13 protein-coding genes and 2 pseudogenes are annotated in these 16,806 nt (G+C 49.1%); 14 read left to right on the top strand and 1 reads right to left on the bottom strand.

Annotation, left to right across the window (positions count from 1 at the left end):
* Positions 1-2 precede the first annotated feature (2 nt).
* The 4 genes and pseudogenes from dnaN to OGX89_RS14685 all read left to right on the top strand — a co-directional run.
* The gene (gene dnaN / locus OGX89_RS14700; protein ID WP_003023863.1) at positions 3-1,103 is read left to right on the top strand and encodes a DNA polymerase III subunit beta; all 1,101 of its coding nucleotides are present in this window, start codon (positions 3-5) and stop codon (positions 1,101-1,103) included.
* A gap of 138 nt (positions 1,104-1,241) precedes the next feature.
* Positions 1,242-2,315 (top strand): DNA replication/repair protein RecF, encoded by a 1,074-nt coding sequence (gene recF / locus OGX89_RS14695; RefSeq protein WP_063941195.1) that lies wholly within the window; start codon positions 1,242-1,244, stop codon positions 2,313-2,315.
* A gap of 28 nt (positions 2,316-2,343) precedes the next feature.
* Positions 2,344-4,758, top strand: a complete 2,415-nt coding sequence (gyrB, locus tag OGX89_RS14690) for a DNA topoisomerase (ATP-hydrolyzing) subunit B (RefSeq protein ID WP_126956568.1) — start codon at positions 2,344-2,346, stop codon at positions 4,756-4,758.
* A gap of 209 nt (positions 4,759-4,967) precedes the next feature.
* A pseudogene (locus OGX89_RS14685) lies at positions 4,968-5,318 on the top strand (HAD-IIB family hydrolase); the annotation flags it as partial.
* Between the two features lie 32 nt (positions 5,319-5,350).
* Here OGX89_RS14685 and OGX89_RS14680 read toward each other — a convergent pair.
* Entirely contained in the window at positions 5,351-8,359 is a 3,009-nt protein-coding gene (locus OGX89_RS14680) for a Tn3 family transposase (protein WP_126956566.1), read from the bottom strand.
* Positions 8,360-8,522: 163 nt separating this feature from the next.
* Between OGX89_RS14680 and OGX89_RS14675 the strand changes: the two genes are divergently transcribed.
* From OGX89_RS14675 to OGX89_RS14630, 10 genes and pseudogenes are all read left to right on the top strand, one after another.
* The gene (locus tag OGX89_RS14675; protein WP_001556711.1) at positions 8,523-9,095 is read left to right on the top strand and encodes a recombinase family protein; all 573 of its coding nucleotides are present in this window, start codon (positions 8,523-8,525) and stop codon (positions 9,093-9,095) included.
* Between the two features lie 8 nt (positions 9,096-9,103).
* Positions 9,104-9,217, top strand: a pseudogene (locus tag OGX89_RS14670) (sigma-70 family RNA polymerase sigma factor); the annotation flags it as partial.
* 458 nt (positions 9,218-9,675) lie between these two features.
* The gene (locus tag OGX89_RS14665; protein ID WP_012291328.1) at positions 9,676-10,464 is read left to right on the top strand and encodes a DeoR family transcriptional regulator; all 789 of its coding nucleotides are present in this window, start codon (positions 9,676-9,678) and stop codon (positions 10,462-10,464) included.
* Between the two features lie 112 nt (positions 10,465-10,576).
* A complete protein-coding gene (locus OGX89_RS14660) occupies positions 10,577-11,050 on the top strand; it encodes a PTS sugar transporter subunit IIB (protein ID WP_023247562.1) in 474 nt (157 codons plus the stop codon).
* Between the two features lie 16 nt (positions 11,051-11,066).
* Positions 11,067-11,840: a PTS N-acetylgalactosamine transporter subunit IIC gene (agaW, locus tag OGX89_RS14655; protein ID WP_024149626.1), complete on the top strand. Its 774-nt coding sequence runs from the start codon at positions 11,067-11,069 to the stop codon at positions 11,838-11,840.
* Complete coding sequence (locus OGX89_RS14650) at positions 11,830-12,696, top strand: PTS system mannose/fructose/sorbose family transporter subunit IID (RefSeq protein ID WP_023247564.1); 867 nt, start codon at positions 11,830-11,832, stop codon at positions 12,694-12,696. Before agaW ends, OGX89_RS14650 begins: the two co-directional genes overlap by 11 nt.
* A 9-nt stretch (positions 12,697-12,705) precedes the next feature.
* Positions 12,706-13,143 carry a PTS galactosamine/N-acetylgalactosamine transporter subunit IIA gene (gene agaF / locus OGX89_RS14645; protein ID WP_012291315.1) on the top strand — a complete coding sequence of 146 codons (438 nt, stop codon included), beginning with the start codon at positions 12,706-12,708 and terminating at the stop codon, positions 13,141-13,143.
* 79 nt (positions 13,144-13,222) lie between these two features.
* A complete protein-coding gene (locus OGX89_RS14640) occupies positions 13,223-14,257 on the top strand; it encodes a glycoside hydrolase family 88/105 protein (protein WP_012291312.1) in 1,035 nt (344 codons plus the stop codon).
* A 24-nt stretch (positions 14,258-14,281) separates the two neighbouring features.
* Positions 14,282-15,748, top strand: a complete 1,467-nt coding sequence (locus OGX89_RS14635) for a DUF2264 domain-containing protein (RefSeq protein ID WP_012291309.1) — start codon at positions 14,282-14,284, stop codon at positions 15,746-15,748.
* Between the two features lie 44 nt (positions 15,749-15,792).
* On the top strand, positions 15,793-16,797 hold the full coding sequence (locus OGX89_RS14630; RefSeq protein WP_012291304.1) for a hypothetical protein: 1,005 nt from the start codon (positions 15,793-15,795) through the stop codon (positions 16,795-16,797).
* The last annotated feature ends 9 nt before the right edge of the window (positions 16,798-16,806 follow it).

Below are 16,806 nucleotides of genomic sequence, written 5' to 3'. Positions count from 1 at the left end.
CTATGAAATTTACCGTTGAACGTGAACATTTATTAAAACCGCTTCAGCAGGTCAGCGGCCCGCTGGGTGGACGTCCTACACTGCCTATTCTCGGAAACCTGCTGCTGCAGGTTGCTGACGGCACGCTTTCGCTGACCGGTACCGATCTCGAAATGGAGATGGTGGCGCGCGTGGCGCTGATCCAGCCTCATGAACCTGGTGCTACCACCGTTCCGGCGCGTAAATTCTTCGATATTTGCCGTGGATTGCCGGAAGGCGCGGAAATTGCCGTTCAACTGGAAGGCGACCGTATGCTGGTGCGTTCTGGCCGCAGCCGTTTCTCGCTGTCTACGCTGCCTGCCGCCGACTTCCCGAATCTGGACGACTGGCAGAGCGAAGTCGAATTCACCCTGCCGCAGGCGACGATGAAGCGCCTGATTGAAGCCACGCAGTTTTCGATGGCGCATCAGGACGTACGTTACTACTTAAACGGCATGCTGTTTGAAACCGAAGGGGAAGAGCTGCGTACCGTGGCGACCGACGGCCACCGCCTGGCGGTCTGTTCAATGCCTGTTGGTCAGCCGTTGCCAAGCCATTCGGTGATCGTACCGCGTAAAGGCGTGATTGAACTGATGCGTATGCTCGACGGCGGCGATAACCCGCTGCGCGTGCAGATTGGCAGCAACAACATTCGTGCGCACGTTGGTGATTTCATCTTCACCTCCAAGCTGGTTGATGGCCGTTTCCCGGATTATCGCCGCGTATTGCCGAAGAACCCGGACAAACATCTGGAAGCCGGTTGCGATATCCTCAAACAGGCGTTTGCGCGTGCGGCGATCCTCTCGAACGAGAAATTCCGCGGCGTGCGTCTGTATGTCAGCGAAAACCAGCTCAAAATCACCGCCAACAACCCGGAACAGGAAGAAGCAGAAGAAATTCTGGATGTCTCCTATCCTGGTACAGAACTGGAAATCGGCTTTAACGTGAGCTACGTACTGGACGTTCTGAACGCGCTGAAGTGCGAGAACGTGCGTATTCTGCTGACCGATTCCGTATCGAGCGTACAGATTGAAGATGCGGCCAGCCAATCCGCAGCCTATGTCGTCATGCCTATGCGCTTGTAAAGAATATCGGGCTATCTTACTTGTTATTCTGGCTCCGGGCAGTGCTCGCAATCCTCACGTACTTCAGTACGCTCCGGTTGCTGTGCGCTGGCCGTAACCAGACTAACTGCGACGATTACGCCCAGGTTATGAGTTGATATGTCGCTATCCCGACTGCTAATCAAAGATTTCCGCAATATTGAAAGCGCGGATCTCGCTTTATCCCCCGGCTTTAACTTCCTGGTTGGCGCGAATGGCAGCGGCAAAACCAGCGTACTGGAAGCTATCTATACGCTCGGCCACGGTCGGGCGTTTCGCAGTTTGCAGATTGGTCGCGTGATTCGCCACGAGCAGGAGTCGTTTGTTTTACACGGGCGTTTGCAGGGTGAAGAACGTGAGACGTCGATTGGCCTGACGAAAGACAAACTGGGCGACAGCAAAGTGCGCATTGACGGCACTGACGGGCACAAGGTCGCAGAACTGGCGCACCTGATGCCGATGCAGCTGATCACGCCTGAGGGGTTTACTTTACTCAACGGCGGCCCCAAATACAGAAGAGCATTCCTTGACTGGGGATGCTTTCACAATGAAGTCGGTTTTTTCACCGCCTGGAGCAACCTGAAGCGACTGCTCAAGCAGCGCAATGCAGCGCTGCGCCAGGTGAGTCGTTATGAGCAACTGCGCCCGTGGGATAAAGAACTGATCCCACTGGCGGAACAAATCAGCACCTGGCGCGCGGAGTACAGCGCCGGTATCGCGCAGGATATGGCGGATACCTGCCAGCAGTTTCTTCCCGAGTTTTCGCTCTCCTTCTCATTCCAGCGCGGCTGGGAGAAAGAGACTGATTATGCCGAAGTGCTGGAACGCAGTTTTGAACGCGATCGCATGTTGACCTACACTGCGCACGGCCCGCATAAGGCGGATTTCCGCATTCGCGCCGACGGTGCGCCGGTGGAAGATACGTTGTCGCGTGGGCAGCTAAAGCTGCTGATGTGCGCCTTACGTCTGGCGCAAGGGGAGTTCCTGACCCGTGAAAGCGGGCGGCGCTGCCTGTACCTGATAGATGATTTTGCCTCTGAACTGGATGACGCGCGTCGCGGACTGCTGGCCAGCCGCTTAAAAGCCACGCAATCTCAGGTCTTTGTCAGCGCAATAAGCGCTGAACACGTTATAGACATGTCCGATGAAAATTCGAAGATGTTTACCGTGGAAAAGGGTAAAATAACGGATTAACCCAAGATAAAATGAGCGAGAAACGTTGATGTCGAATTCTTATGACTCCTCCAGTATCAAAGTCCTGAAAGGACTGGATGCGGTGCGTAAGCGCCCGGGTATGTATATCGGCGACACGGATGACGGCACCGGTCTGCACCACATGGTATTCGAGGTGGTAGATAACGCTATCGACGAAGCGCTCGCGGGTCACTGTAAAGATATCGTGGTAACGATTCACGCTGACAACTCCGTGTCCGTTACCGATGATGGCCGTGGTATCCCAACCGGTATTCACCCGGAAGAGGGCGTTTCGGCAGCGGAAGTTATCATGACCGTTTTGCACGCAGGCGGTAAATTCGATGATAACTCCTATAAAGTTTCCGGCGGTCTGCACGGCGTGGGTGTTTCCGTCGTTAACGCCCTGTCACAGAAGCTGGAACTGGTGATTCGTCGTGAAGGCAAAGTGCATCAGCAAACTTACGTGCACGGTGTGCCGCAGGCGCCGCTGGCAGTAACTGGCGAAACAGAACTGACGGGAACTCAGGTCCGTTTCTGGCCAAGCCACGAAACCTTTACCAATGTTGTTGAATTTGAATACGACATTCTGGCGAAACGTCTGCGTGAGCTGTCATTCCTGAACTCCGGCGTCTCTATTCGTCTGCGCGACAAGCGTGACGGCAAAGAAGACCATTTCCACTACGAAGGTGGCATCAAGGCGTTTGTTGAATACCTCAACAAAAACAAAACGCCGATCCACCCGAATATCTTCTACTTCTCCACCGAAAAAGACGGTATCGGCGTTGAAGTTGCGCTGCAGTGGAACGATGGTTTCCAGGAAAACATCTACTGCTTCACCAACAACATTCCACAGCGTGACGGCGGTACTCACCTTGCAGGCTTCCGTGCGGCGATGACCCGTACCCTGAACGCCTACATGGACAAAGAAGGCTACAGTAAAAAAGCGAAAGTCAGCGCTACCGGTGACGATGCCCGTGAAGGCCTGATTGCCGTTGTTTCCGTGAAAGTACCGGATCCGAAGTTCTCCTCACAGACCAAAGACAAGCTGGTCTCCTCTGAGGTGAAATCGGCGGTAGAACAGCAGATGAACGAACTGCTGAGCGAATATCTGCTGGAAAACCCGTCTGACGCGAAAATCGTTGTCGGCAAAATTATTGATGCTGCGCGTGCTCGTGAAGCTGCACGTCGTGCGCGTGAAATGACCCGTCGTAAAGGCGCGCTGGACTTAGCCGGTCTGCCGGGCAAGCTGGCGGACTGTCAGGAACGCGACCCAGCTCACTCTGAACTGTATCTGGTGGAAGGGGACTCCGCGGGTGGCTCTGCGAAGCAGGGACGTAACCGTAAGAACCAGGCGATTCTGCCGCTGAAGGGTAAAATCCTCAACGTCGAGAAAGCGCGCTTTGACAAGATGCTCTCCTCTCAGGAAGTTGCGACGCTGATCACCGCGCTCGGCTGTGGCATCGGTCGTGACGAGTACAACCCGGACAAACTGCGTTATCACAGCATCATCATCATGACCGATGCGGACGTCGACGGCTCGCACATCCGTACGCTGCTGTTGACCTTCTTCTATCGTCAGATGCCGGAAATCGTTGAACGCGGCCACGTCTACATTGCACAGCCACCGCTGTACAAAGTGAAAAAAGGCAAGCAGGAACAGTACATTAAAGATGACGAAGCGATGGATCAGTACCAAATTTCTATCGCTCTGGATGGCGCAACGCTGCACACCAATGCCAGCGCGCCAGCCCTGGCGGGTGAAGCATTAGAAAAACTGGTTTCTGAATACAACGCAACGCAGAAAATGATCGGCCGTATGGAACGTCGTTTCCCGAAAGCGCTGCTGAAAGAACTGGTTTATCAACCGACGCTGGCTGAAGCCGATCTCGCTGATGAAGCGAAAGTCACTGCCTGGGTTTCCCAGTTGGTTAACGTGCTTAATGAAAACGAAATGCACGGCAGCACCTGGAATAGCTTCGTGCGTAAAGACGCTGAACTGAACCTGTTCGAACCGGTGATCCGGGTGCGTACCCACGGTGTCGATACTGACTATCCATTGGAGCATGAATTTGTGACCGGTGGCGAGTACCATCGTATTTGTACGCTTGGCGAGAAGCTGCGTGGGCTGATCGAAGACGATGCGTTTATCGAACGTGGCGAGCGTCGCCAGCCGGTTGCCAGCTTTGAGCAGGCGCTGGAATGGCTGCAGAAAGAGTCTCGTCGTGGCCTCGCTATCCAGCGATATAAAGGTCTTGGCGAGATGAACCCGGAACAGCTGTGGGAAACCACCATGGATCCGGAAAGCCGTCGTATGCTGCGCGTTACCGTGAAGGATGCGATTGCTGCCGACCAGCTGTTCACCACGCTGATGGGCGATGCCGTTGAACCGCGTCGCGCATTTATCGAAGAAAACGCCCTGAAAGCGGCGAACATCGATATTTAAGCCAATCTGTAGGCCGGATAAGGCGGTTTACGCCGCTATCCGACAAGACGTTGTATTGTGCCTGATGGCGCGTTGCTTATCAGGCCTACAAACGACAACCAATCTACAAAAGGGGAATCTCGATTCCCCTTTCTATCCCCCTTTTCGTAGCTGTTTTTTGAGCGGAATCGCGTTAGCATGAGGACGGACTCATTTAATCCGGGGAACTCATGGCTATCAAACTTATTGCTATCGACATGGATGGCACACTTCTGCTGCCCGATCACACCATTTCACCAGCGGTCAAAACGGCAATTGCCGCGGCACGCGCGCGTGGCGTGAATGTGGTGCTGACCACGGGACGCCCGTATGCCGGCGTTCACAGCTATCTGAAAGAACTACATATGGAACAACCCGGTGACTACTGCATTACCTACAACGGTGCGCTGGTGCAGAAAGCAGGGGATGGCAGTACCGTGGCGCAAACCGCGCTGAGCTATGATGATTATCGTTACCTGGAGCAGCTCTCCCGGGAAGTCGGCTCGCATTTCCACGCCCTCGATCGCAATACGCTGTATACGGGGTTTGAGGGCCAATGGAACGAAAACGTACGCTAAGAAGTTAATTCATTGTTTAAATTGAAATTTAGTTCTCTCAGTTCCCCCTTCAAAATATCCTCCGGTAGCGTAAACGTATAATGCCCCAGCATATTGATATGCCCGTGCATCAGTGGGGACAACCGGGCGATATCTTCAACCCCGATTTCTTCTCCATTACTGCGTATCCAGCTCAGGGCTTCCTGCATATAAAGTGTGTTCCACAGTACCACTGCGTTAGTGACCAGGCCCAGTGCCCCCAGCTGATCTTCCTGACCTTCACGATAGCGCTTTCTGATCTCACCGCGCTGCCCGTAGCAGATCGCCCTCGCCACAGCATGGCGGCCTTCCCCCCGGTTTAGCTGCGTCAGGATCCGCCGACGATAATCCTCATCATCAATATAATTAAGAAGGTACAGCGTCTTGTTGACGCGCCCCACTTCCATGATCGCCTGTGCCAGCCCTGATGGGCGCGAGCTTTTCAGCAAAGAGCGAATGAGTTCTGAAGCATGAATGGTGCCCAGTTTCAGCGAACCGGCGGTTCGCATCATCTCATCCCACTGATCCTCGGCTTTCGACAGATCGGCACAACCACGTGCCAGTTCGTCCAGTGCACCGTAATTTGCCGATTTATCCACTCGCCAGAATACCGCTTCACCGGCATCGGCAAGCCGGGGGGAAAACTGGTATCCCAGCAGCCAGAAGAGGCCAAAAATAATGTCGCTGGTACCGGCTGTGTCTGTCATGATCTCAACCGGATTCAGCCCTGTCTGCTGCTCCAGAAGGCCTTCCAGCACAAAAATGGAATCTCGTAATGTGCCGGGGACAACGATGCCGTGGAATCCAGAGTACTGATCAGAGACGAAGTTGTACCAGGTGATGCCACGTCCGGAACCAAAATATTTTCTGTTAGGTCCTGAATTGACGGTTTTCACCGGCGTGACAAAGCGCATGCCATCAGCTGAAGCCACTTCGCCACCACCCCAGCGGCCAGCAAGCTCCAGTGTGGACTGAAAATCAACCAGGCGGGCATTGGCGCTGACCAGCGTTTCTGCCCGGAGGTAATTCTGTTTTACCCAGCTAAGCCGGTGGCGCGTCAGCGCCGGTATATTGTGCTTTATCAGCGGTTCCAGCCCGATATTGCAGGCCTCTGCCATCAGGGCCGCGCACAGGCTGATGTGCAGATCCTGTGCCCGGGCCCCGGATTCACTGACATGCGTAAACTCACGTGTAAATCCCGTTCTGGCATCTATTTCAAGCAACAGTTCCGTCAAATCTACTGGCGGGAGTAGCAGCCTTACCCGACTGTTGAGACGATGCAACGATGGTGGCTCCTCCAGTTTCTCCAGGCTGCTGATAGTCAGGGAAGGATGTTTACCGTCATGGCAAATATGAACCTCCGCATTTCCTTCAAAGCGGGATGCGACGGTTTTCCAGGTTTCATCTAGCTGGACCGCCAACTGTTGCACGCCTTTATGTCCATCAGTGGGATGTCCCAGCGCCCGGCAAACGGGGACCCGCTGAGCCTGCCATTCTTCCCCCTGCAACAGCTTCTCGCGGGGATTTCCCCAGCGATCGCTGTTTTCGAGCCAGATGTCCCTTCGACGTAGTGCATCCTGAAGGCGCTCCAGCAGACAAAGCGAGTAACCGGCACGCTGTATCCGGCCCTCCGCATCGTATACCAGGCGTTTCCAGGGGCCGGTAATAATATGTTCAGGCGCATTGTCCAGGATGCGCTTTTTCGAGCCGTTCAGTTCGGTCAGATAATGAATGGCGGACAACGTATGTTCTCCGGCTGGCGCTGCCTGGAAATGCAGGTCGCGCAATACCGCCGGAAGAAAGCGCTTTACCCGCCCGTACTGCTCCACCATTTCGTCATGGAAATTGTTGTTCTGAGGCCGGGCCAGCTCATTTACCTTGCTGACGGATTCTGCCAGCCTGCTTTTCGGTATGCTGTTGAATATGGTCTCCCTCAGTTCAGCATCGTCAGCCTGTTCATCCAGCAACAATGAACATGCCCGCGCCAATATTAGCGCAGCACGATCAAGATCTTTAAGCGTCCTGAGCCGTTTTTTCTGCCCCGTTTTCTTCGCCGCACGAGTGATATCCAGTATCAGCATATCGAGCACATCAACGGCCTCATCCAGCGCCGCAGTCTCCTGCGCTTTAACGAATGCTGTGAGTACGGCCAGTTTTCTCTGCTGTGGCATTCGCGCGATATATTTTACCGACGCCATGCCTGCGTAACGGGCCAAATTACGCAGTTGTATAGCAGGCAGACCGGTAAAATTCAGTCGGGAAAATTCCAGGTTTCGCAGCCGGATATACCGCTCCAGCGCTTCGGTAAATGCCGGGCCGCTGACGGTGACCGGTCCCTTTTTCAGTTGCTCCAGCGGTGAAGTACGCTGCCCCTCAGGAATGTCCAGAAGCTCCGTCACGCGGGTGGTCTGCCAGCTGTCCGGCAACGCGGCCAGTTTCTTCCACAGCCGCTGATTTGCCCGTTCGCGTATTTCACTGACGAGACGTACAAGTGTGGTTGCTCCGGGCAGCAGGACCTTATTCTGAAGCAGCCACGCGGTGGCAAAATCAAACATAAGGCCGGGTCGCTCATTACTGAGCCATGCGCGGGTGTACAGCAGGCGCTTCAGGCGGAAAGACCAGGGGAAATCGCCAAATTCATGGTAACCGTAATATTCCTTAATCAGCGCAGTATGCTCTCTGAGGGTGGTAACCCGTTCTGCGTAGCGGGTAAGGACTTCCGGACGGCGAATATTAAGCTGCACCGCGACAAATTGCTGAACACCTGGCAGAACCCGGGTTAAGTCTGTCAGAAAGGTGCCCAGAAAACGGGCGGTGGTGAGCTGAAGCGCAATTCCCAGCCGGTTATGCCTTCCCCGCCGCTGGTTAATGAAGGCAAGATCCCGCTCATCAAGATGAAAATAGCGCGCCAGCTGCACGTCATTGGGTTCTGCAACATAGCGACCATAATTCAGTTCCTGCTCAGTGGTCAGAAAATCGACGGGCATACCGGCCTCCCTGCCTGATGGTCATGAATTAACAATTTCGCAACCGTCCGAAATATTATAAATTCTCGGACACACTAAAATGGTGTTGTCTAGGTGTCTATTAAATCGATTTTTTGTTATAACAGACACCCACTGTCCGATATTTGATTTAGGATACATTTTTATGCGACTTTTTGGTTACGCACGGGTATCAACAAGCCAGCAGTCCCTCGATATTCAGATCAAGGGGCTTAAAGAGGCGGGGGTGAAAGCCAGTCGCATATTTACCGACAAAGCATCCGGCAGTTCTACCGACAGGAAAGGACTGGATCTGCTGCGAATGAAGGTGGAGGAAGGTGACGTCATCCTGGTGAAGAAACTCGACCGGCTTGGCCGCGACACTGCCGATATGATCCAACTGATAAAAGAATTCGACGCTCAGGGAGTCGCGGTCCGATTCATAGACGACGGGATCAGCACCGACGGTGAAATGGGGAAAATGGTTGTGACCATTCTTTCAGCTGTAGCCCAGGCCGAACGCAGGAGGATTCTGGAGCGTACGAACGAAGGACGGCAGGAGGCCAGGCTGAAAGGTATCCGGTTTGGCCGAAAGCGCATCATCGACAGAAATAGTGTACTGGCACTTCATCAGCAGGGAACTGGTGCAACAGATATTGCCCGCCGGCTCAGTATTGCCCGTTCCACTGTTTATAAAATTCTGGAAGATGAGAGCCGGGTTAATCTGAGCAAAATTTGAGGACGAACATGAGTGATGTAAAGGCATTCAACAATTGCATGAGTGTGTTCTGGCGACAGCATGAAGCCGAATTCTCTCGCTTTCTGACATCGAAGACAGGTGATAGCGAAAAAGCAGCAGACCCGGAGAAGACGAAGGTGATTATCGTGACGCTTGCCGAAACGACACCTGTACTGGAAGCCGCTAACCTGCAGCAGGATCTACGCCGAGCTGGCATCGAGCCGTGGGCATGGGTCGTTAATAACAGCCTGGCAGCTGCTCAAGTCGGAAGGTCAAAAAACAGCCTTAACGTACAATAATTTTCGATATCCAAACTGACCCCTATTACGCGGGTAGGATCACTGAGATAGTACATTGTCCCCAGTTTGCCCGAGAATAGCCTCTTAGTCATTATATTTTCATAACTTACTGATTTTTAATATTTAAGTTGTAAAATATGACTAAAGTTAACATTTTTTGTGACATGTTCCACAATTAGTAACGATGGTGGTTTTTAAAACACTGGTTTAGGTTCATATTGTAGACAATGAAAGAGAATGAAAAATGATGAAAGGTTTTAACAGCGTTCAATGGAGAGCTTATGAAAAGCGCGATTGAACGTCGCATGGAAATCGCGAATCTGGTTGGAGTGAGAGGTAAGGTCAGTGTTGGGGATCTTACCGAATATTTTGGAGTATCCGGAGCGACTATCCGTACTGACTTACGTTTCCTGGAGTCTATGGGGCACATTGTCCGCTCTAACGGTTATGTCATTTTAAACAAAGGAGTCATTGCCAACTTTTCAGCGGAATCCCGAAATCGTAAAGAATCTGTAACGGTAGGGCATGAACAGGATGTTGCCGTATCGGCAGAAGATAGTAATAAAGCCCTATCTTATTCAAATGGCGACGGATGGGAGCAGAAGCTGACGGAAATAATAGGCAGCCTGGAACAATCATTATTCATTGGTGCCGGAGCGTTAACCCGACATTGGGCACAAATTCAAAAATGGGATTCTGGGTTAATACTGACAAATGATATCCAGTTAGTAACCTCTCGGTTATTCCCTACGTCTAGAATGACGGTGATTATGCCTGGAGGCATTGTTAACAGTGAAGAAATGATGTTTGAGGGTGGCAAAACAGAAGAAAATTTAAAAGAATACCGGGTAGAAAATGCAATTATCGAGGTTGATAATTTTGTTCCCGAAGAAGGTTTTTTTGCGGCCCATGAAAATGATGTAAGGTTCTTAAGAACATTACGTACTATTGCGAAAAAACTTATACTTATTGTACGAAATGAGAATCTGTCACAAATCGCCAATTTCTGGATTGGCGATGCAGACTTCGCTGAACACTTTATTCACGCCTCAAAAATAAAGAGTCTCTGATTTTCAGATAAATACACTATGGAGTAATATGAATTATTTCATACTGTAGCTATAGCTTTATCATTTAATACCATCATTGATGGTACGTTATCTTTTGGAGAAAATTTAAGTAATGGCTAATATTGTTCTGGTTAGAATTGATGAACGTCTTTTACATGGACAAATTCGAATTACATGGGGAAAGTATTCTGGTGCAAATACCATTATTGTCGCCAATGATGAAATAGCAGCCAACCCTGTATTACAGGCACCTTTTAAAGGCGCTGCCGGCGGTGAGTATGTAGTACTTTTCAGAACAATCGAGCATTTGATTGGTAGTATCAATAAAGCTGATGAACGCAGACGTATACTCATTCTGTGTAAAACACCAGAAGATGTCGCCAAACTTATTGAGGGAGGAGTCAAGTTTAATGAGGTCAACGTCGGTAATATGCATCATAATGCCGAGCGGAGACAAATTGACAAAAATGTTTCCGTTAGCCCGGCTGATATTCAGGCCTTCAAACGCATTCAGCTAAAAGGCGTTGAATCGATAATACAGCATATGCCAGAAAGCTCACGGAAAAACATTTTCGACTGTATCTGATTAATTTTTAGGAGTCATTATGTATGAGGCTTTTTTGGTCGCCTTATGGGCTGCCCTGTGCGGAATAGATAAGTATGATGTTGCCTTAAACTTTCATCGACCTTTAATTACAGGACCTGTGATTGGTTTTATTTTAGGCGATGTCCAGACAGGATTAATTGCGGGAGCTGCAATGGAATTAGCCTGGTTAGGGCTGGTGCCAAACGCCGGTTCACAACCACCAGATGTTACCATCGGAGCTATTGTCGGAACAGCTTTTGCTATTAAACTGGGTATCACACCTGAAGCGTCGATTGGTATGGCGATTCCGTTTGCTATGGCAATGCAAGCGCTTGTAATTTTCTTATTTACATCATTTTCACCGGTGATGCAGAAATGTGATCGCTATGCTGAGCAGGGAAATGCCTCTGGTATTGATCGCATGCTTTACTTTGGGTTGGCTACCAGAGCCGTGTTATATGGCGTTGTTGCTTTTGCGGCAGTTTACTACGGAACCCAGGCAGCCGATTTTATTATCAGCTATTTACCGGAAAAAGTTATTGCCGGAATGGCTATCGCAGGGAAAATGATGCCAGCCGTGGGCTTTGCCATGTTGTTACGTACGATGTTTAATGTCAAATTACTGCCACATTTTTTCATCGGTTTCATTTTAACAACGTATTTTAAATTACCTATTATTGCTGTCGCGATAGCGTTTCTTTGCGTGGCCATCCTTGATTATTTCCAGTCAGGAAGCGCTACCGGAAAAAATCAGGAAGGAGTATTAGAGGATATTCATGATGATCTCTAAAGCAACCGTAGACACAGATACCACTGAAGAGCTGACTGTATCACCTGATACCGAGTATCAGGATAAAGAAATTAGTTCGGCTATAACAAAAAGAGACCTGTGGAAAGTTGGTTTCCGGGGGCTTTTTATGGAAGGAAATTTCAATTATGAACGTATGCAGGCAGGTGGTTTTTGTTTTAGCATTATCCCGGCGCTGAAAAAGATTCATCGTAATCCACATGATTTCTCACTGGCGCTCAAGAATAACCTTTCATTTTATAATGCGCACCCCAAGCTTTTTACATTTCCACTTGGGCTGGCAATTGCGATGGAAGAGAATAAAGAAAAACCAGAAACAATTAACGCAATCAAAGCAGCGACAATGGGGCCGACAGGAGGGATCGGCGACGCCATTGACCATATGACCATGATGCCTTTGACGTTAGGTATTGGCGCTGCGATCTCTCTGCAAGGTAGCATTGCCGGGCCATTCGTATTTTTTATTTTGTACCAGATTTACCACTTTTTTGTTTATTTCTGGCTGCTCTTTTTTGGCTATAAATCTGGTGTTGCGGCTCTCGGAAAATTATCCGAGCAGGCAGATAAACTGGGACGTGCGGCCAATATCATTGGCCTGGGGGTGCTGGGTTCTATGACTGCCGCCTTTGTTAAAGTATCGACACCATTAGTGGTCACGGCGGGTGCTGCTCATGTGAATGTTCAAACCGACCTTCTGGACAGGATATTGCCAAATGCGCTACCGCTGGCGCTGGTCTGGATCATGTTCTGGCTGGTACAAAAAGGTAAATCGCCCAGTGCGCTGATATTTGGCACGCTAGCTCTTGGTGTCGTGGGACACGTTATTGGTATTTTCTAAGGTAGAAAAATGATTGGGATAATTGTTGTAGGCCATATAAATTTTGCCTCAGGGTTACGTTCTGCCGTTGAAGCTATTGCCGGGGAGCAATCCTGTGTCGAATATATCGATTTTATTCCGGGCATGAGTACAGAACAATTAGAAATACATATCCGACAGGCAGTTGAAAAATGCCAGACAGGAGAAGGCGTTCTGGTATTCACAGACGTTGCTGGAGGTTCCCCTTGTAACCGAGCGACAGCCGTCATGTCTGATTACTCTGATATGCGAGTGATTACTGGCAGTAATTTACCCATGATTGCCAATGCCTGTCTTGAGCGTGATGCTACAAATCTTGATGAACTTGCATCACTCATTGTAGAACTAGGGCATCATTCCATTGGACTGATTGATATCAACAATTTTGTGACCGAAGATAAGCCAAATGATATGAATGATGGTCTCTGACTGAATTTCAATCTCTGGAAAGATTTTAATTATTAATATTCTGCCAGACAAAATCTGGCATCTACAAACGGGTTATTTTATGCAGCATCAATCAATTACGCAATTAATGCGTAAGGTCTATCTCTGGCAAAAAGAACACCAGGTTCGCTGGGTAATCAGGAGCCAGGGACAACGCCGCTATTTAAAATCAACCGACTGGGAACGCGGTGTTTTCTGGAGTTGCGTTGCCGCAGCATGGCGAGAAACGCAGGATGACATGTACTTAAATGGGCTTGCGGAATATACCCTTAATACGGGTTTTCGGGCTGGACCGCTGGTGAATTTTGCTGACGATCAGGTCTGTCTTCAAAGCTATCTGGAGGTCTATCAAACATTAGGTTGTGATGACGCCATTCAGTACGCGCAAAAAGCTCTTGAGCCAATGCTGACAAGCGAGAAAAAAGGTAGAGAGATCTGGTGGTGGGCCGATGCTTTATTTATGGCGGCACCAACATTAGCTGCATTCGGCGCTCATTCTCAGCAACCCGCTTATTGGGAGCAGATGGATCGCTTCTGGTGGGATGCCGTGGATTTTCTTCACGACCCAGAAACGGGACTTTACTATCGTGACAAGCGATATATGCCTTTACCAGAGGGCGAAGACGTCCGTGAACAGAACGGGCAGAAAGTATTCTGGGCGAGGGGCATCGGCTGGGTCTTGGCGGCAATACCACGGCTCCTGGCCTGGTTACCCCAGAACTTCCCTTCCCGTGAACGCTATCTGGCGCAGTATCTACTGCTAGCTGAACAGGTCGTGAAGTACCAGTCTGCGGATGGCTTATGGCGTACTAGCTTACTTGATCCTGAACATTTTCCTGAGCCTGAAAGCAGCGCCAGTGCGTTGTTCTGCTATGCGCTGGCATGGGGAATTAATCATGGCGTGCTGGATGATAAATACCGTCCTGTCGTGCTACGGGCCTGGCAGGGACTGACAGAATGTGTCGACGAACAGGGGAAGTTAGGATGGGTACAACTTCCGGCTTATAACCCCCGAAGAGTGGACGCCAGCCATAACATTGATTATGGCGCAGGTGTCTTTTTGCTTGCCGGGACTGAAATGTTGAATCTGATTTAAACCTGTCCGGGAATATGAGGAGTGATGAGAGAAATGATATCACCGACACAACGCCCCTGGTTACCCCATGAGCATCCCGGATGGAAGGATTATACCCTTTTGTTCCTGCAAAAATTAAAGCGTGATGTGTTATTACGTAAACCCTTAATTTCACATAACAGTGAAATGGCTGAGTTGTTTGCGAAAAACCACCTTTCGTTTAAGGAAAAATGCGAACAGATGGCCGTGTATTTTATTGATTCATTTTTCTATTACTCCCGTTTTCAGTTTTGCCGGGCATATTTACCCGGCTGGCCCAGTGAGCAAGGTTCCGAGTCCGATGCGATTGAAGCAACGGCCCGAACCTTACCGCTGATGGCCGCCTGGCTCCATTATCAAATGACAAATCAAGGTAAGTTAGACAGCTATGGAAAATGTGTCCGTCAGGCGCTAAGACAAGCTTTTATTTGTGGAACCGACCCTGAACATCCAGGATATTGGGGAAAAATCAAAGATTATGATCAGCGTATTTGTGAATGCTGCGATATTGCTCTGGCGTTATGGCTGGTACGCAATACCGTCTGGAAAAGCTATAGCGCATCTGAGCAAGAACGTATTCTTTGCTGGCTTCAAGGGGTAAATAACTGTAAAACCGTTGATAACAACTGGCATTTATTTATTGTGTTAACCCAGCAGGTCGTACTGGCGCTTTCCGGTAAAGGAGAAAACAGCGAGCAGCGCTATGCACGGGTGAAAGAGTTCTACGTCGGTGAGGGCTGGTTCCGTGATGGGGAGAATGGAAACTTCGATTACTATAATTCGTGGGCATTTCACTATCTTTTATTTTGGATCGATCGTATAAACCCTGATTTTGATCATCAATTTATTACACAAAGTTGCGCCGAATTTGCCAAAACATTTCGCTATTTCTTTACACCATGCGGATTTCCTTTTTTTGGGAGAAGTATTAGTTATCGGCTTGCAGCACCTGTAGCGCTCATGGCGAATGCCATTCAATCGGGTCGGGCTGATGGGCAATTAAAGCGGATCATTTCTACGCTAACCCATTTCTTCATACTACATGGCGCGGAACAACATGGCGTCATCACCCAAGGATTGTTTCAAGCCGATCGTCGGTTGATGGATGGCTACAGCGGTAGCGGCAGCAGTTTATGGTCACTGCGGACATTAATATTGATGCTTTATTCTGGAACAGAATGTGGCTTGTGGGATACTGATGAAGCACCTCTGGAAATTGAAACTGCATCATTTGATTTTACTATCGACGCCATTTCAGCTCGCGTCACGGGAATTAAAGAAACGCAAGAGGTCATTGTAACATTTGCTCATGATCAGTATCCTGATGCTCCTTTCAAGGATGGCAAATTAATAAAGCAAGGATGGTGGCCAATTGTTCTTGAAAGTGTCTCCGGGCGCTCAACACGTCCTAAAAACAACTTATTACGTAAGGGGGTTACGACTTTTAGTTCCCGATTAAATTTATACCTCTGAGAATATAACGACATAAATAAATCTAATATTAATAAAGGTAGCTTATGAAAAACTATCAACGGCCCTGTATTCTGTTTTTTACAGCATTAATGATGATAAGTGCGTTTCCCGCGTTTGCCGGGGGATATATCCAATTCGGTAGTGAGTACGAATACTATCCACAAAAAGAAAACATTGCCTATCATCGACTGACGTCTTACAACCCGTATATTCGCTTCAGTTATCGACCGCAAGACTCTGACTGGACGTACTCCGGCCGTATTCTTTTAAAAGAGTATCCATATAAGAATGATTATAATAATAAAGTAAGCACCTCTCAATCTGGGTTGTATGAACTATACGCCACTAACTATATTAAAAGTGGTAATTTTATCTTCAGACCGGGGATTGGTTTTCGGATCATTCCTTATGATAAAGCAAACTACTATGGTGAGCGATATGAGCGACAACTCAGAATACTGCCTCAATTCGATTATCTGCTGACGCAGGACTCCCGCTTTTACCTGAATGGATTCTTTTATATCGCCGACTCAAAAGGAAGCCGTAAGAACGACAGAACTACCGACCCTTATAACAATGGCGAATGTAAAGCCAGTGATGCCAATGCCTTTGGTTTTTGTTCTAAAAAATACAGTGACTGGGGATATGAGTTCGACGCAGGAGTCCGCCATAACATTAACAGCACGAATAGTGTAGCATTGGGGGTTCATACGGAGTTTGATGACGTTACGAATAACTATGATGATCAGCTAATTCAGGGAACACTGGATTACCAATATCGAACAGGAAAATTAACGTTAGGGCCATATGTCCGTATTGCTCTTGATCGCAGTATTAAACTGAAATCAGAAAAGAACCCTGCTTCAAATATTACTTTAAAACAACCTTATAACCGCTATGGCTTACGCGCAAATTATTCCTTTAACGGACGTTGGTCTATGGGTGCCGAAACCTATTATCAGGAAGAGAAAATGCAGGATCAGTCTGGCAACGATATGCAGTCGCGGCAGAAATGGTTTTATAAGCTGAACGTTCAGTATAATTTCTGATTATAGAGG

The organism is Citrobacter sp. Cpo103 (assembly GCF_030332605.1).
Lineage (GTDB): Bacteria > Pseudomonadota > Gammaproteobacteria > Enterobacterales > Enterobacteriaceae > Citrobacter > Citrobacter portucalensis.
Note: the sequence above shows the minus strand (reverse complement) of the source record. Positions and strands in the feature narration are given on the sequence as shown.

Excerpts from the sequence above, each read along its gene's own strand:
- OGX89_RS14665 (WP_012291328.1), top strand. The coding sequence starts at position 9,676 with ATGAAAAGCGCGATTGAACGTCGCATGGAAATCGCGAATCTGGTTGGA.
- agaF (WP_012291315.1), top strand. The coding sequence starts at position 12,706 with ATGATTGGGATAATTGTTGTAGGCCATATAAATTTTGCCTCAGGGTTA.
- dnaN (WP_003023863.1), top strand. The coding sequence starts at position 3 with ATGAAATTTACCGTTGAACGTGAACATTTATTAAAACCGCTTCAGCAG.
- OGX89_RS14680 (WP_126956566.1), bottom strand. The coding sequence starts at position 8,359 with ATGCCCGTCGATTTTCTGACCACTGAGCAGGAACTGAATTATGGTCGC.
- OGX89_RS14660 (WP_023247562.1), top strand. The coding sequence starts at position 10,577 with ATGGCTAATATTGTTCTGGTTAGAATTGATGAACGTCTTTTACATGGA.
- recF (WP_063941195.1), top strand. The coding sequence starts at position 1,242 with ATGTCGCTATCCCGACTGCTAATCAAAGATTTCCGCAATATTGAAAGC.
- gyrB (WP_126956568.1), top strand. The coding sequence starts at position 2,344 with ATGTCGAATTCTTATGACTCCTCCAGTATCAAAGTCCTGAAAGGACTG.
- OGX89_RS14640 (WP_012291312.1), top strand. The coding sequence starts at position 13,223 with ATGCAGCATCAATCAATTACGCAATTAATGCGTAAGGTCTATCTCTGG.
- OGX89_RS14630 (WP_012291304.1), top strand. The coding sequence starts at position 15,793 with ATGAAAAACTATCAACGGCCCTGTATTCTGTTTTTTACAGCATTAATG.
- OGX89_RS14635 (WP_012291309.1), top strand. The coding sequence starts at position 14,282 with ATGAGAGAAATGATATCACCGACACAACGCCCCTGGTTACCCCATGAG.
- OGX89_RS14650 (WP_023247564.1), top strand. The coding sequence starts at position 11,830 with ATGATCTCTAAAGCAACCGTAGACACAGATACCACTGAAGAGCTGACT.
- OGX89_RS14675 (WP_001556711.1), top strand. The coding sequence starts at position 8,523 with ATGCGACTTTTTGGTTACGCACGGGTATCAACAAGCCAGCAGTCCCTC.